16 protein-coding genes are annotated in these 15,886 nt (G+C 59.4%); 8 read left to right on the top strand and 8 right to left on the bottom strand.

Features of this window, described 5'->3' with window-relative positions:
• The first annotated feature begins 10 nt into the window (after nucleotides 1–10).
• From ALP40_RS05605 to ALP40_RS05580, 6 genes are read left to right on the top strand one after another with little or no spacing between them, the layout of a single operon-like run.
• Entirely contained in the window at nucleotides 11–943 is a 933-nt protein-coding gene (locus tag ALP40_RS05605; protein ID WP_122207268.1) for a carbohydrate ABC transporter permease, read from the top strand.
• Between the two features lie 10 nt (nucleotides 944–953).
• On the top strand, nucleotides 954–1,787 hold the full coding sequence (locus ALP40_RS05600; RefSeq protein ID WP_122207267.1) for a carbohydrate ABC transporter permease: 834 nt from the start codon (nucleotides 954–956) through the stop codon (nucleotides 1,785–1,787).
• 31 nt (nucleotides 1,788–1,818) lie between these two features.
• The gene (locus ALP40_RS05595; RefSeq protein ID WP_122207266.1) at nucleotides 1,819–2,925 is read left to right on the top strand and encodes an ABC transporter ATP-binding protein; all 1,107 of its coding nucleotides are present in this window, start codon (nucleotides 1,819–1,821) and stop codon (nucleotides 2,923–2,925) included.
• Between the two features lie 18 nt (nucleotides 2,926–2,943).
• Entirely contained in the window at nucleotides 2,944–4,425 is a 1,482-nt protein-coding gene (locus tag ALP40_RS05590) for a mannitol dehydrogenase family protein (protein ID WP_122207265.1), read from the top strand.
• Between the two features lie 9 nt (nucleotides 4,426–4,434).
• Complete coding sequence (gene xylB / locus ALP40_RS05585) at nucleotides 4,435–5,916, top strand: xylulokinase (RefSeq protein WP_122207264.1); 1,482 nt, start codon at nucleotides 4,435–4,437, stop codon at nucleotides 5,914–5,916.
• 22 nt (nucleotides 5,917–5,938) lie between these two features.
• Nucleotides 5,939–6,877, top strand: a complete 939-nt coding sequence (locus ALP40_RS05580) for a carbohydrate kinase (RefSeq protein ID WP_122207263.1) — start codon at nucleotides 5,939–5,941, stop codon at nucleotides 6,875–6,877.
• Between the two features lie 60 nt (nucleotides 6,878–6,937).
• Here ALP40_RS05580 and ALP40_RS05575 read toward each other — a convergent pair whose 3' ends face one another.
• From ALP40_RS05575 to ALP40_RS05555, 6 genes are all read right to left on the bottom strand, one after another.
• Nucleotides 6,938–7,687, bottom strand: a complete 750-nt coding sequence (locus ALP40_RS05575; RefSeq protein WP_122207262.1) for a DUF72 domain-containing protein — start codon at nucleotides 7,685–7,687, stop codon at nucleotides 6,938–6,940.
• On the bottom strand, nucleotides 7,684–8,115 hold the full coding sequence (locus ALP40_RS05570) for a DNA methylase (RefSeq protein WP_122207261.1): 432 nt from the start codon (nucleotides 8,113–8,115) through the stop codon (nucleotides 7,684–7,686). Before ALP40_RS05570 ends, ALP40_RS05575 begins: the two co-directional genes overlap by 4 nt.
• A gap of 5 nt (nucleotides 8,116–8,120) precedes the next feature.
• Nucleotides 8,121–8,270: a hypothetical protein gene (locus tag ALP40_RS25500; RefSeq protein WP_181112794.1), complete on the bottom strand. Its 150-nt coding sequence runs from the start codon at nucleotides 8,268–8,270 to the stop codon at nucleotides 8,121–8,123.
• Nucleotides 8,271–8,414: 144 nt separating this feature from the next.
• Nucleotides 8,415–9,227, bottom strand: a complete 813-nt coding sequence (locus tag ALP40_RS05565) for a CAP domain-containing protein (RefSeq protein WP_409077505.1) — start codon at nucleotides 9,225–9,227, stop codon at nucleotides 8,415–8,417.
• Nucleotides 9,228–9,396: 169 nt separating this feature from the next.
• A complete protein-coding gene (locus tag ALP40_RS05560) occupies nucleotides 9,397–9,639 on the bottom strand; it encodes a hypothetical protein (RefSeq protein ID WP_122207259.1) in 243 nt (80 codons plus the stop codon).
• Between the two features lie 72 nt (nucleotides 9,640–9,711).
• Nucleotides 9,712–10,506, bottom strand: a complete 795-nt coding sequence (locus ALP40_RS05555; RefSeq protein WP_259640677.1) for a hypothetical protein — start codon at nucleotides 10,504–10,506, stop codon at nucleotides 9,712–9,714.
• 203 nt (nucleotides 10,507–10,709) lie between these two features.
• Between ALP40_RS05555 and ALP40_RS05550 the strand changes: the two genes are divergently transcribed.
• Nucleotides 10,710–11,573: an MBL fold metallo-hydrolase gene (locus tag ALP40_RS05550; RefSeq protein ID WP_122207258.1), complete on the top strand. Its 864-nt coding sequence runs from the start codon at nucleotides 10,710–10,712 to the stop codon at nucleotides 11,571–11,573.
• A gap of 101 nt (nucleotides 11,574–11,674) precedes the next feature.
• Nucleotides 11,675–12,991, top strand: a complete 1,317-nt coding sequence (locus tag ALP40_RS05545; protein WP_122207257.1) for an APC family permease — start codon at nucleotides 11,675–11,677, stop codon at nucleotides 12,989–12,991.
• 140 nt (nucleotides 12,992–13,131) lie between these two features.
• On the opposite strand, the gene ALP40_RS05540 is transcribed toward ALP40_RS05545, so the two are convergent.
• Together ALP40_RS05540 and araH are read right to left on the bottom strand one after the other, a co-directional pair.
• Complete coding sequence (locus ALP40_RS05540) at nucleotides 13,132–14,649, bottom strand: sensor domain-containing diguanylate cyclase (RefSeq protein WP_122207256.1); 1,518 nt, start codon at nucleotides 14,647–14,649, stop codon at nucleotides 13,132–13,134.
• A 261-nt stretch (nucleotides 14,650–14,910) separates the two neighbouring features.
• Nucleotides 14,911–15,876, bottom strand: coding sequence for an L-arabinose ABC transporter permease AraH (gene araH, locus ALP40_RS05535; protein ID WP_004882171.1), 966 nt, complete (start codon nucleotides 15,874–15,876; stop codon nucleotides 14,911–14,913).
• Nucleotides 15,877–15,886 lie beyond the last annotated feature (10 nt).

Here is a 15,886-nt window from a genome sequence, read left to right as displayed (position 1 = left end):
TGGAGCCCCCATGAAAACCTCAGCCATACCTGATCGTACGGACACGTCCGGCCCATTGCCCTCTGTCAAAAGCCGTCGCTTCAAACCGGGCTGGTTTCTGGTCAGCCCTTCCGTGGTCCTGCTGCTGGTGTGGATGATCGTCCCGCTGGGCATGACCATCTACTTCTCGCTGATCCGTTACAACCTGCTGTCTCCCGGCGAAAACGAATTCGTTGGGCTGGAAAACTTCGAATATTTCGTGACCGACAGCGGCTTTCTGCCCGGTGCCGGCAATACCTTACTGCTGGTGGGCAGTGTGCTGGCCATCAGCGTGATCCTCGGCGTGCTGATCTCGGCGCTGCTGGAAGCCAGCGAGTTCTTTGGCCGCGGGATTGTGCGGGTGCTGTTGATTTCGCCGTTCTTCATCATGCCCACCGTCAGCGCGCTGATCTGGAAAAACCTGATTTTCCACCCGGTGTCCGGTGTGCTGGCGGCGGTGTGGAAGTTCTTTGGTGCCGAGCCCATCGACTGGTTCGCCCATTACCCGATGCTGTCGATCATTATCATCGTGTCGTGGCAGTGGCTGCCGTTCGCCATTCTGATTCTGATGACTGCCATGCAATCGCTGGATCAGGAACAGAAAGAGGCGGCGCGTCTCGATGGCGCAGGCCCCATCGCCATCTTCTGGCACCTGACTTTGCCGCATCTTGCCCGGCCCATCGCGGTCGTGGTGATGATCGAAACCATCTTCCTGCTCTCGGTGTTCGCAGAAATCTTCACCACCACCAACGGCGGCCCGGGTTTTGCCTCGACCAACCTTGCCTACCTGATCTACATCCAGGCGCTGCTGCAGTTCGATGTCGGCATGGCCTCTGCGGGCGGCCTGATCGCTGTGGTCATCGCCAATATCGCAGCGATCATCCTGATCAGGATGATCGGCAAAAACCTCACCGACAAGTCATGAGGACCTTGCCATGATGACGCTCAAACAATCACGCCGCCTGCAAAGCCTGTTGCTCGGGACTCTGTCCTGGCTCGTCGCTGCGCTGATCTTTTTCCCGATCTTCTGGATGGTGCTGACCAGCTTCAAGACCGAGATCGATGCCTTCGCCACGCCGCCGCAACTTTTTTTCACGCCGACGCTGGAAAACTACCTGCACATTCAGGAGCGCAGTGACTACTTCCACTTTGCCTGGAACTCCGTGCTGATTTCATTCAGCGCGACCATCCTGAGCATGTTGGTGGCCATCCCTGCGGCTTACTCAATGGCCTTCTTCGAGACCAAGCGTACCCGTGGGACGCTGCTGTGGATGCTCTCGACCAAAATGTTGCCACCGGTGGGCGTGCTGATGCCGATCTACTTGCTGGCCAAGACGTTTGGCCTGCTGGACTCGCGTCTGGCGCTGATCATCATCTACACGCTGATCAACCTGCCGATTGTGGTCTGGATGATTTACACCTACTTCAAGGACATTCCGGGTGAGATTCTCGAAGCCTCGCGACTGGACGGCGCCAGTACCCGCCAGGAAATCTTTCGCGTCCTGATGCCGATCTGCAAAGGCGGCCTGGCGTCCACCGCACTGCTGTCGCTCATCCTGTGCTGGAACGAAGCGTTCTGGTCCCTGAACCTCACCTCGTCCGCCGCCGCACCGCTGACGGCCCTGATCGCCTCCTACTCAAGCCCTGAAGGCCTGTTCTGGGCCAAGCTGTCAGCGGTTTCGACACTGGCGTGTGCGCCGATCCTGATTTTCGGCTGGATCAGCCAGAAACAACTGGTTCGCGGTCTTTCGTTCGGCGCCGTCAAATAGCCCCGGCCTACAGAATAAAAAGGAGTCCATCATGGCTAACCTCAGCATCAGAAATCTTCAAAAAGGCTTCGACGGTCATCAGATCATCAAAGGCATCGACCTTGATGTGAAAGACCGTGAATTCGTGGTCTTCGTCGGTCCGTCGGGTTGCGGCAAATCCACCCTGCTGCGTCTGATCGCCGGGCTTGAGGAAGTGACCTCCGGCACCATCGAACTCGATGGCCGCGACATCACCCAGGTCACCCCGGCCAAGCGCGACCTGGCGATGGTGTTTCAAACCTACGCGCTGTACCCGCACATGACCGTCGGCAAGAACCTGTCGTTCGCGCTGGATCTGGCAGGCGGCGACAAGGCGGACATCAAGAAGAAAGTCGATGAGGCCGCACGCATCCTGGAGCTGGGTCCGCTGCTGGAGCGCAAACCCAAGCAACTGTCAGGCGGACAGCGTCAGCGCGTCGCGATTGGCCGCGCCATCGTGCGCAATCCGAAGATCTTCCTGTTCGACGAACCGCTTTCCAACCTCGACGCGGCACTTCGCGTGCAGACCCGTCTGGAGCTGTCGCGACTCCACAAGGAGCTGCAGGCGACCATGATTTACGTCACCCACGATCAGGTCGAAGCCATGACACTCGCCGACAAGGTGGTGGTGCTCAATGGCGGCAAGGTCGAGCAGGTCGGCTCGCCGCTGGACCTGTATCACCATCCGGCCAACCTGTTCGTGGCCGGTTTTCTCGGGACGCCGAAAATGGGCTTTCTCAAAGGCAAGATCAGCCGGATCGACACGGGCAGTTGCCAGGTGGAGCTGGATGCAGGCACCACCGTCAGCTTGCCGGTCAGCCGCGCGGGCCTTGCGGTCGGTGCGCCCGTCACGCTCGGCATACGGCCCGAGCACCTGGACCTCGCCCAAAGTGGCGACTGCCAGCTTCAGGTCATTGCCGATGTCAGCGAACGCTTGGGCAGCGATACTTTTTGCCACGTGCGCACCCGCTCGGGCGAGTCGCTGACCATGCGGATTCGTGGCGATCTGGCCAGCCAATATGGCGAGACACTGAACCTGCACCTGGACAGTGCCCACTGCCACCTGTTCGATGCTGACGGCCTGGTCATTCCCAAAGCCCTGCAGACCGTTGCCGCCTGAGTCTTGGAGAGTCCTGTCATGAAATTGAACAAACAGAATCTGTCGCATCTGGGTGCCGACATCGACGTGCCTGAATACTCGGCCGAAGACACCCGCCAAGGCATCGCCCACATCGGCGTTGGCGGCTTTCATCGTGCCCATCAGGCGTTTTACACCGATGCACTGATGAACAGCGGCGAAGGCCTGAACTGGGGCATTTGCGGGGTGGGCCTGCGTCCGGAAGACCGGGCGGTACGTGATGCACTCGCTCAGCAAGACTACCTGTATACCCTCTATGAACTGGGCGATACGCCTGACACCAAGACACGCGTCATCGCGTCGATCAGCGGCATGCTGCTGGCCGAGGACAGCCCGCAGGCCCTGATCGACAAGCTGTCCAGCCCTGATATTCGCATCGTCTCCCTGACCATCACTGAAGGTGGCTACTGCATCGACGACAGCAACGGTCAGTTCATGGCGCATCTGCCACAGGTCCAGCATGACCTCGCCAATCCCGACAGCCCGAAAACGGTGTTCGGCTTTTTGTGCGCCGCACTGGCCCGACGCCGCGTCGAAGGCACGCCCGCCTTCACGCTGATGTCCTGCGATAACCTGCCGCACAATGGCGCGGTCACCCGCAAGGCCTTGCTGTCGTTCGCCGCGCTGCGAGATGTCGATCTGCATGACTGGATCGCTGAAAACGTCAGCTTTCCCAATGCGATGGTTGACCGCATCACCCCCATGACCAGCGCCGCTCATCGCTTGAAACTGGCCGACGAGAAGCACATCGATGACACTTGGCCGGTGGTCTGCGAGCCGTTCGTGCAGTGGGTGCTGGAAGACAAGTTCGTCAATGGCAGGCCAGCCTGGGAAAAGGTCGGCGTGCAGTTCACCGATGACGTGACGCCTTACGAGGAAATGAAGATCAAGCTGCTCAACGGCAGCCATCTGGCACTGACGTATCTGGGTTTTCTCAAGGGCTATCGTTTCGTACACGAAACCATGAACGATCCGCTGTTCGTGCGTTACATCCGCGCCTACATGGACCTCGACGTCACGCCGCAACTGGCGTCGGTGCCTGGCATCGATCTGGAAAGCTACAAAGACACGCTGATCGAACGCTTCTCCAATCAGGCGATTGCCGATCAGTTGGAGCGTGTCTGCTCGGACGGCTCTTCGAAATTCCCGAAATTCACGATCCCCACCATCAACCGGTTGATCGTCGATCAAGGCAATCTGGAACGTGCATCACTGGTGGTGGCCGCGTGGGCGCTTTACCTCAAAGGCGTGGATGAAAACGGCACGACCTACGGCATACCGGACCCACGCGCCGCGTTCTGTCAGGGCCTGGTCGCGGACGATGAATCGATCACCAAACGTCTGCTGCAAGTCGAGGAGATCTTCGGTGTGGCCATCCCGAAATCTGCGCCCTTCGTGGCAGCGTTCGAGCAGAACCTCGCCGACCTGCGTACGCTGGGCGTCAGCGGCACCCTGGAAAAACTTCTGGCCAAGCGCCCCTGAGGGACACCTATGTTTCTTGGAATCGATTGCGGTACCCAAGGCACCAAAGCCTTGCTGCTCGATACACGGACAGGCCGTGTACTGGGCGAGGGCTCTGCCCCCCACAGCCTGATCAGCGACCATCATGGACGTCGCGAACAGGACGTTCAGCAATGGCTCAAGGCCCTGCAACAGGCGGTCGGCGATGCCCTCGCGCAGGCTGGCGTTTCAGGACAGCAGGTGAAAGGCGTCGGTGTGTCCGGCCAGCAGCATGGGCTGGTTTTGCTCGACAGCCAGGGCCAGGTGCTGCGACCGGCCAAACTCTGGTGCGACACCGAAAGCGCGCCGGAAAATCAGCGTCTGCTGGACTACCTCGGCGGTGAAACAGGTTCTCTGGAACGCCTGGGGCTGGTCATCGCACCGGGTTATACCGTGTCGAAATTGCTGTGGACCCTGGAAAAACACCCTGAAGTATTCGAGCAGATCGACAAGATTCTCCTGCCCCATGACTACCTGAACTACTGGCTGACCGGCCGTTGCTGCACTGATTATGGCGACGCCTCGGGCACCGGTTACTTCAACGTCCGCACGCGGGAGTGGGACCTGCCGCTGCTGGCCCACATCGACCCGAGCGGCCGCCTTGAAAAGGCACTCCCGCAGTTGCTGGACGCCGAAAAGTCGGTCGGCACGCTGCTGCCGGAAATCGCTCGTTTGCTGGACCTGAACCCTCAGGCACTGGTGTCCAGCGGCGGCGGCGACAACATGATGGGCGCAATCGGTACGGGCAATATCCAGCCGGGACTGATCACCATGAGCCTGGGCTCTTCCGGCACGGTGTATGCGTTCGCTGATCAACCTGCGGTCAGTGAACATGGCTCGGTTGCGACGTTCTGTTCGTCGTCCGGCGGCTGGCTGCCGCTGATTTGCACGATGAACCTGACCAACGCCACGACCGCCGTACGCGAGCTGTTCGCGCTGGACATCGCAGGGTTCAACGCGGCGGTTGCCAACGCGCCTATCGGTGCCGAGGGCGTACTGATGCTGCCGTTTCTGAACGGCGAACGCGTACCCGCCCTCCCCGACGCGACCGGCAGTATTGTCGGTCTGGACAGCACCAATATGAACCAGACCAATCTGTGCCGTGCGGTGGTGGAAGGCACGACCTTCGGACTGCGTTACGGACTGGACCTGTTGCGCGCCAGCGGCATCAAGAGCGAGCGTATTCGCCTGATCGGCGGTGGCTCGAAGAGCGCAGTCTGGCGGCAGATAGTGGCCGACATCATGGACACGCCAGTGGTCTGCACAAGCTTCGCTGAAGCCGCAGCCCTGGGCGCGGCGATTCAGGCCGCCTGGTGCTGGTCGACGACCACGGGTGAATCCGACACCCTGCAAGCGCTGTGCGAACGCTGCGTGAGTCTGGACTCCGCCAGTGAAACGCACCCCATTGCACAGAACGTGGTCGCTTACCAACAGGTCTATCAGCGCTATCAAGACCATCTACGAGCAGTTTGACTCTCTTTTTTACGGAGCACTTATGTTTCTGGTTTGCGGCGAAGCCCTGTTCGACATTTTCACCCGCGCCGACTCCGGCAGCGCGCTCAATAAACTCGGGTTTGACGCCATCGCTGGTGGCTCACCATTCAACGTTGCCATCGGTTTGCGTCGACTGGGGGCCGAGTCTGCGCTCTTCGCTGGCCTGTCGACCGATTACCTGGGGCGTCGACTGCGCGCTGTGCTCGCGCAAGAGCAGGTCAGCGCCGAACACTTGATCGACTTCGACGCTCCGACCACGCTGGCAATGGTCGCGGTTGGGGCCGACGGCTCCCCTACTTACAGCTTCAGGGGCGACGGCTGTGCTGATCGCCAGCTGCGTCTGGAACATTTGCCCAGACTCGACGACAGGGTTCGCGGCATCCACGTCGGCTCCTTCTCGCTGGCGGTGCAACCGATTGCGGACACCCTGCTGGCCCTCGTCGCCCGGGAAAGCGGCCGACGCCTGATTTCGCTCGACCCCAACGTGCGCCTCAACCCGGCACCGGACATTCAGCGCTGGCGCACGCAGATCGCCGCGTTCGCCGAGCATGCGCATGTGATCAAGGTCAGTGACGAAGACCTGCACCTGCTTTACCCCGACAGCGATGTGCAGAGCATTGCCGAAGGCTGGCTGACTCGCCACACGCATCTGGTGATCGTGACCCGTGGCACCGAGGGCGCCAGCGTTTTCACCCGCGAACACGGTACGTGGTCGGTCCCGGCGAAGAACGTCGTGACGGTGGACACCGTGGGGGCTGGCGACACGTTCCAGGCTGCGTTGTTGACGTTCCTGGGTGAACGTCAGCTGGACACGCCTCAGGCGTTGTCCGCCGTCAGCAAGCAGGATCTGAACGAATTGCTCACTTTTGCCGTATCGGCAGCCGCGCTGACCTGCACGCGGGTCGGCCCGGACCTGCCTTACAGGCATCAGTTGGGCTGAGCCGGGGTCGCGGGCGAATGAACGCCTGCGAGCCGGTGCTTGCTGCGGGACAATGCCGAGTCAAGCGCGCGGGGCTGTGTGCAGCGCTAGCTGTTCCTGTAAAGCCAGCGCATCACCCACTGCCCAACCGCTGGCGGTGTTGTCAAAAATGCACCACGTCGGCGCGCCCTCCTGCGCCGACTGGCGTATCGGGTCGACCCATTCGGCCAAGCGCTCTGCGCCGTAAGGCGTGTGATAGACCTGCGGTGAACCGTGCAGCCGCCAGTAGCGCATGCCTTGCCAGCCTCTTGGCTTATTGCCTCCCGTGATGGGTGATGGGTCGGCAGCCACTTGTCCAATCCGCTGCTCGATCAACAGCGCCTGCGCGTCCAGCCAGGATTCATGACGCGGTTCAAGCACCACATACCCTGTGTATCGCTGTCGCAAGGCTTGGAAGAAGCGTTCGGCGACCTCTGGCTCATAGCGAAATGAGGGTGGAAGCTGAATCAGCAGGCACCCCATTTTCCGCCCCAACGCCAGGCATTGACTTAGAAACTCGTCCAGATGGGCTTCACTTTCAACCAGGCGCAGTTCGTGGCTGATCCGTTTGGGCAGCTTGACAGAAAAGCGAAAATCCTCGGGCACCGCATCGGCCCATCGGGCGTACGTCTGCGGCCGATGGGGGCGATAGAACGAACTGTTGATTTCCACGGTGTTGAAGCGCTCGGCATAACGCTGCAAATGGCTGCCGCCTGCAGGAAATACTGGCCAGTACTGACGTGCAAGGCTCCAGCCCGCACATCCCACGTAAGCCGGCGGGGGTACATTCAATACAGCACTCCGGACGCCTCGCGCATGAAGATCTCGACCGTTTTAGGACCTACGCCTTCGAAGGCCAATAGGCGCTTCTCAAAGTCCGCCCTTCCCTCGCTCTGTTCCTGAATGCAGAGCACTCTGCCGCCGTATTCTTCATTCAGTTTCCTGCACAGCGTCAGCAGCCGGTCGGCAGTGGATTCGTCGTAACGCACGTAATGCGCCTCGCCCAGCAAACCTACCAGCTGCCGATGGGTGCAATGCACAAGTTTGCGAGGCGTATCACGACCGTTCTGCTCGACGATGACCCGATAAGCCTCGCAGGCAATCGGAGCCTGAATCCTCTTTCCCATCAGAAAACTGGCGATCAGCCATTTGAACAGCGCCTTTTCCTTGTCTGCGCTGAAGTCGATCTGCAGGTCTAAGGCGCCGATGGACTGACTCATGACCGTTATTGGCTCTGTTCGGACTTGCCCTGCTGCATTTGCACCGAAGACTTGCTGCCGTCGGTGTTGTCCTTGGTTTCGTTACCCGAGTTATCGAAACAGCCGTGCAAGGTCAGCAGGCAGAAAAACCCTAGGCAGATGGCTGGCTTGTTCATGTGAGTACTCCTGATTACCGTGATGCATTGGAACGCGTCGACACCTATATAGCGTCGCGCTTCACCTGAGCAGACATTAAGGACCGGTCAGGGGTTTGTTCGATCCGCTCAAACATGCGACAAACGGTAGTCAGCGGCAACCGTTCAAGGCGCGCCGAACAGCATTGTCCAGTACACGCCGTAATCCGTCTGGGTGCCCGTTGCATAAGCGGCCCCCATTTCGGTGAACATGGGGTTCATCAGGTTTGCGCAGTGTCCGGGACTTGCCAGCCAACTGGCCATCGCCTTGCTGGCGGAACTCTGACCGGCTGCAATGTTTTCGCCAATTTGCCGCCCTGCATAGCCGGCAGCGCGTGCCCGATCAGCGGGTGAATCACCATCGAAGCCTCGGTGCTGGAAATAGTTTTCACTGGCCATCGACTGGCTGTGCCCTTGAGCCGCCATTTCCAGCGTTGCGTTCCAGACCACAGGCCGCGCCGCTGCAAAAGGACGCTTGCCGCACATGCGCGGTTTGGCCCGCGCTGCATTGACTTGATCGAGCAACAACGTGCCGGTGGAGCGAGCATCGCCCAGTTTGCTGTCGATCAATGGACGCGCCAAAACGATACGCCAGTCATCGCGATCCTGAGTGATGCCAATGTCGACGTACCGGGCATCCAGCAACGCGGTGCAATATCGATTTTTAAGCTGACCGAAGGCCTCGTCGGTACTCCGGGCACCCACCAGGCGGATGGAGCGTACGGTCACGGCTTGGTAACCCGCTGCTTTGAGGGCGTCGCGGGAGCTGCCGTTGAATTCGACAGGCAAGTTGACGTTGCCGTTGAGCACCAAGGGTCTGGCGGCCTTGGGTGTCCGCGCTTCGCAGCGCTGCGGTTGAGCACGGTAGGCGTTGATGGCTTCAACCAGCTGGCGCTCCTGCCCGGCCGCCGCGTGACCCGAGAGCAACGGCAACAGCATGCTCAGGCATCGCCAGACACGTCCTGAAGAACGGAGAGATTCACGCATGGTGGGCACAGGCTCAAGGGGATGGGAACAGAGGGAGTGTTACGGCACCCCGTTTTCAGGGCCCGAATAAGACCGCCCACGCCCCACAAGGTTCACGCTGCGAACTGTCCGCTGTGTGGATTCAAAGCTTGCCGATCTCTCCCGTGGCTTCACCCAGGCTGGCGAGCGTCTGCTCGATGTCCAGTACAGCCTGATCCAGTCTGACAAACGATTGCTGCAACGCCTCCAGATCGTCGACCGTTTGATGCCCGCGCAAATGCGCCACCCGCTCAAGCTCAGTGCGCTCCAGGAGCTGTAGATCCGCTCTCAAGCGCTCAAGCGTTACCCACACGGCGTCGAAACGCTCATGGCTTTCATGTTCCACGCTGCCCCTCCAGGATCGTCAGAAGACAGGCGTTTATCATCCGGTTCAACGCCCTGCCAGATTTCAGAACGCTCATTCGCTATGCCATCCCAACTGGCGTTTGATAATCCGACGATAGGGCGTGTCGATCTGCTCAGGGACCCGCATGAAATAATTGCGAGCATGCTCGCGTGTATCGCCGGTCAGCCCCGAGAGATAGGCCACCGCATCATCGGCAGACAAAATACGGCCTTCAATGTCGGCGAATCGCGGTGGCAATGCCGTCCAGACCACCGCGTCTATCCGCCGCTCAGCAGCCCACTGCATCAACGGCCCGATCGGTGTGCGCAACACCAGCAAGCTGCCAACCGCGCCCTCTCGTTGCTCAGGTATCTGTTCCCGTGCGCGCAATGCCGCGCACGCCGCCTGAACAGTGGGTGCATCCAACAGGGCCCAAGACACTTTCACGGCTGAGGCATTCATGCATATCGCGGTCGAGAGTTCTCCACCGTCGCCCACCCGGCAAAATTCGATGGGCAAGGCCGGGCCGTCTCCATACCACTCACCTGCCAACGGCAGCGACCCCGGCTCCCATAAAAGCGATCCCCAACCCAGGCATGCAATGTTCAAGGTAGCGCCCTCGCGATTGAATCCGATACGCAGAGTCTGACAACGTGGAACACAAATGCTCCTGAAGCATTGCCACATTGAATCATCGCGCCGCCTGTCAGGGCCACTGACGATCGTTTTGAATTTCCCGATAGCTGAAAGATCATTTTTTTGAGAGGCATTTTTAAAGGAGGCACCGGCCACGCAGATACCGGTGCGGATGATCAGCGATGGGAAAGATGAATGAAGCAACTGATAGCAGCGCTCACTGAACGACAACGGGGTGCAAAACCTTCGTTCATCGGCGATATCGCCAAGCAATTGAAACAGGCAATACGCGTTATCGTTCGCGAGCTTCGCCCCGAAGCGCCCCGCAGGCGTCTACTGGAGCGTTGCCGAAAACGGCGCGAAGACGACTGAAACGCACAGCAAACGTTTGAAGCCCGAGTGCATATATCAACCTTTGGCGAGAGGAAACCCGTGTGCGAATCCATCATTTGAACTGCGGGTGCATGTGCCCTGTTGGCGGGGCGCTTTTCGACGGCTTCAGCCGCGGGTTGACCGCAAGGCTGGTGTGCCACTGCCTCTTGATCGAAACGCACCGCGATGGACTGGTGCTGGTGGACACCGGTTTTGGAACCGAAGACGTTGAACACCCTGAGAGGCGCCTGAGCAGGTTCTTTCGCACGTTCAATAATATTCGGCTGGAGCATCGCTACACCGCTTTGCACCAGATCCGGCAGTTGGGATTTCATCCCGAGGATGTCCGCCATATCATTCTGACGCACCTGGATTTCGACCACGCAGGCGGTTTGCGAGACTTTCCCCACGCCACCGTGCATGTGATGCGCGATGAAATGTCGGCCGCCGGCAACGCTGCGGGATGGCGCGATTCACGCAGGTTCCGCTCGCAGCAATGGCAAGGCGTCACGGACTGGAAGCTGTACGACGATGGCGCAGATCGCTGGAACGGGTTCGGTGCGGTACGTGCCCTGCTGGGTGCAGGCGATGACGACATCCTTTTGGTGCCGCTGCGCGGTCATACCCGCGGGCATGCGGGCATTGCGATACGCACGCCTCAAGGCTGGATGCTGCACGCCGGGGACGCGTATTTCTACCGGGGCGAAGTAGGCTCGCCCGAGCGCCATTGCACACCCGGCCTGCGGCTTTACCAGCGCATGATGGACACCGACCACCAGGCGCGTGTCGCCAATCAGGTGCGCTTACGCAACTTGTCTCTTAGTGCGGGGCGCGACTTGCGCATCTTCTGTAGCCACGACGCGAACGAGCTGCAATACCAGATCGACCTGTCTGCTACCCAGCGTTTCGTGAATGGCGCAGATTGATACAGACGAGCCATTGACTAGACCTGACCGAAACTCAGAACCAACCGGCACAGCGACGCTCTGACACTCATACGCCGCAGATTCGGAAAGGACTCTTTCACATGGCCAGTCACGACAAAACCTCACTACGACGCGCAATTACCGCGCCAATGCTGATGCTGTTCATTCTTGGCGATGTGTTGGGTGCGGGCGTCTATGCGCTGGCCGGGACCATCGCAGGCCGTGTCGGCGGTGCGATCTGGGCACCGCTGCTGATTGCGCTGTGTTTTGCGTTGCTCACCGCCGCGTCCTACGCCGAACTCGTCACCAAATACCCACGTGCCGGTGGCGCCGCCGTCTATGCCGAGAAAGCCTTCGGCAAGCCACTGTTGTCGTTTCTGGTGGGTTTCTCGATGGTTGCAGCGGGCGTCACCAGTGCCGCGGGACTTGCCGTGGCTTTTGCCGGCGACTACCTGCAAGCGTTGATCGCCCTGCCACCCCAGTGGGTCTGCGTCGGTTTTCTGATCATCGTCGGCCTGTTGAATGCGCGGGGTATCAAGGAGTCACTGGGAGCCAATCTGGTGATGACCACGATCGAGCTGAGCGGCCTGGCGATGGTGATTGCCGCCGCCGCGTGGTTCGTAGGTCAGGGCCACGGCGTACCACAGCGGGTTTTCGAGCTGGATACCGCGGCGCCCGCCACGGCCATTCTGGCCGCCTCGCTGCTGGCCTTCTATTCGTTCGTCGGCTTCGAAACCTCGGCCAATCTGGCCGAAGAAATCAAGGACGTACGCCGTGTCTACCCGCGTGCGCTGTTCGGCGCGCTGCTGATTGCCGGCGCGGTGTATGTGCTGGTAGGTGTCGGCGCGGCAATGGTGCTGCCGGTCGAGCAATTGAAGGATTCGCAAGCGCCGCTGCTGGATGTGGTCAAGGCGTCTGGCTTGGGCATCCCGTCACCGTGGTTTGCAGTGATCGCTCTGATTGCAGTGGCCAACGGCGCGCTATTAACCATGATCATGGCCAGTCGACTGACCTTCGGCATGGCGCGCCAAGGCCTGCTTCCTTCTGTCCTGGGTTCTGTGCTGCCACGCCGGCGGACACCCGGGTTCGCCATCCTGGCGACAACGCTGGTCGCCATCGCGCTGTCCTTCACCAGCACGCTGACCACGCTGGCAGAAACGGTTGTGTTGCTGTTGCTGTTCGTGTTCCTGAGCGTGAACGTTGCCGTGTTGGTGCTCAAGCGCGACAAAGTGGAGTCTGGGCACTTTCAGGTCCACTGGGTCGTTCCCGTTCTTGGGGTGCTGTCATGCTTGTTGCTGCTGACTCAGCAAGGGCCGGAAACGTGGTTGCGTGCGGGCGTGATGCTGGTGGTAGGTGCCGTGCTGTATGGCTTGGCGCGAATGGCCAAACCTGGGGCAGTTTCGCCACTCAGTGACTAGTTTGCAGAAATCCTGAAGCCGTTTACGAGAGGCCACCCTCTGACGCTGATCCGGCAGTCGACCAAAGCCGGCACCGGGAAAGCCTGGCTGTTCTGGTGTAACGCATCTGCGAGCGCTCTCCATTGGCACCTGACCATCGTTCAGTCGCCTGAAAACCGAATTTGATTACGTCCCATACGTTTGGCTTCATACAGTGCGTCGTCGGCTGCCGCGAGCACATTCTGAGGTGTCACACCGATCGCATTATCGAGCGTGATGCCGCCAATGCTGATCGTGACAACTCCCGTCGCATTGCCTGCGTGCTCGATGCGAAGCAGTCCGAGCTGCCGAGTGATGTCTTCGGCGATGCGCATTGCGCCTTCGCGGTCGGTGTTGGGAAGCAGGACAGTGAACTCTTCACCGCCGTAACGCACAGCCAGATCCTGGGGCCGCCTGACAGCAGACCGGATCGCACCTGCGACCTCTCTGATACAGGCATCGCCCGCTGGATGACCATACCGATCGTTGTAAGACTTGAAGTGATCGATATCCATCATAAACAGGCTGATCGGCGTTCTATCTTTTTCGGCCCGTACAAGCTCAAGGGGCAGTATTTCATCCAGACTTCGCCGGTTAAGCAGTCCGGTCAGGCTGTCTTCAGCAGCCATTTTACGCAGAACGGCCCGAGTGCCTTCCAACTGCGTTTGCAAAGCATCGCCCAGCCGGATTTGACGCAAGAGAACGTAAGCAAAAACCAGAAGACCGATGATGACCAGGCTGACAAACGACAACGATGTATACAGTTGATGGTACCAAGGCGAAAGAATGCCGCCTTTAGATACACCCGCCTGTATCACCAACGGGTATCGGCCAATACTGACGTATCCGTTTATTCTCTCGACGTTATCAATCACTGACTTGATGTGCGCGACGCCCGATTTCGCGTAAGGGAGGTGATCCTTGAATACATTCCCCTTCGCAACACTGGTGCCGATCACGTCGTCGAAAAAAGGTCTGCGTGTAAGAACCGTGCCATCATCCAGCGTCAGCAGAAAGATGCCGTTATCGTCCAGATGAAAGCCCGCATAAAACCGGTTGAAATACTTGATCGACATCGTCACCAGAAATACGCCGGCGAAGCTGCCATCAGGGTTGTTGATACGCCTTGAAAGGGGAACGACATAGTCGCCCGTCGAGCGGCTCTTTACTACTTTGCTGAGGTGCATTTCCCGATCGCCAGGATGGGTCCTGTGATAGATGAAGTAATCCCGATCCGAGTTGTTGGCTGACGCAGGGTAAGACTCCTTGTCGGTCACCAGCCAGTTGCCCTCTTTGTCATAGACAAAAAAGCCGTGAATTTGCGGCATCAGCTCAGCGCGTTTCTTGAAGAGCAGGCGCAGCCTGCCGTTATCCATACGGTCAACGCCGTACCACTCTATGCGCTCCAGAACACCTGCTGAAACCGCGTCGATCTGCTTGACCGCATCCTCCGCGTGCTGGGCAGCCGCCCGCGCCAGGTTGGCGACATTACCCTCTCCCTCACGAATGTGCTGGTTGTAACTTTGCCAACTGACCCAGACCAGTACCGAGAGTATCGAAAACACCACAATCGCAACAAAACAGGCGACCAGCTTCTCGACAGTTGAACGACCTTGCACTGAAACAGCAGGCATTTGCATAGGGCATCCAGCAAATCAAGTCAGCACTCATGAGCCTTCCATACATCACTTTCGCAAAAGCCTGAACAGTAAGCTGGACATGAACTGCCGTGGCTGGAGAACAGCATGTGGCAAGGATCTTAGTTGGCATGGCCGAATATAGCGAGTCGGCAAGGGGTCGTTTTTAGAATGGATAAACGTCGGGGCTTTACGTGATGACATCCACTCGCCTCTGCCTGAACAACCGGCAAAAGCAAGTGGATGCGACGCTGTGTGCAGACTTCAGCGACGCTTCATCCGGTCGATGATCACAGCCAGCAGAAGGATCGTGCCGCGAATGACGTACTGGTAGAAGGTGTCGATATTCTTCAGGTTCATGGCGTTTTCGATGATCGCCAGAATCAGCACGCCGGCGATGACGTGGCGGATCATGCCGATACCGCCACTGAGCGATACGCCACCCAGTACGCAGGCCGAGATCACCGTCAGCTCGAAGCCCTGCCCCACCATCGGCTGGCCGGAGGTCATGCGCGAAGCAAGCACAACGCCTGCCAGTGCGCCGATCAGGCCATGCACGGCGAAGATGATGATCTTGGTGCGATCAACGTGTACGCCTGCCAGCAACGCTGCTTCCTGGTTGCCACCGATGGCCATCGTGTTGCGACCGTAAGTGGTGTAGTTGAGCAGCCAGCCGAAGAAGATGAAGCAGACGATCGTGATCAGAATCGGGACCGGTACGCCGTACAGCTGGCCGTTGCCGAACACGAAAAAGTCTTCGTTGGAAACGCCCACCGCCTTGCCGTTGGAGAAGATGTAGGCAAGACCGCGCACGATCTGCATGGTCGCCAGCGTCGCGATCAGGGCGTTGATCCTGAGTTTCGCGATGACGATACCGTTGATCAGGCCCACCACCAGTCCCATCGCCAGCGCGGCCGATACGCCCAGAAAAACGCTGTCGGTGTCGCGGATCACGATCCCGGCGATAACCCCGGAGCACGCGAGAACCGAACCGATCGAGAGGTCGAAGTGGCCGGAGGCCAGGCAATAGAGCATGGTGCAGGCGGCAATGCCCACGGTGGAAATCGCCAGGCCCAGGCCGCGCATGTTCAAGGGTGACATGAAGTTGTCGATGAACACGGCGCAGAGCAGGAAGATGCCCACGGCGGCCAGCAGCATGACCCACTCATCGGCAAAACGGCGCAGGTTCAAGCCCTGACGGGGAGCCCGCAGGCTGGATTCGGTAGACATACGCACCTCT

The organism is Pseudomonas viridiflava (genome assembly GCF_003702045.1).
Taxonomy (GTDB): domain Bacteria; phylum Pseudomonadota; class Gammaproteobacteria; order Pseudomonadales; family Pseudomonadaceae; genus Aquipseudomonas; species Aquipseudomonas viridiflava_C.
Note: the sequence above shows the minus strand (reverse complement) of the source record. Positions and strands in the feature narration are given on the sequence as shown.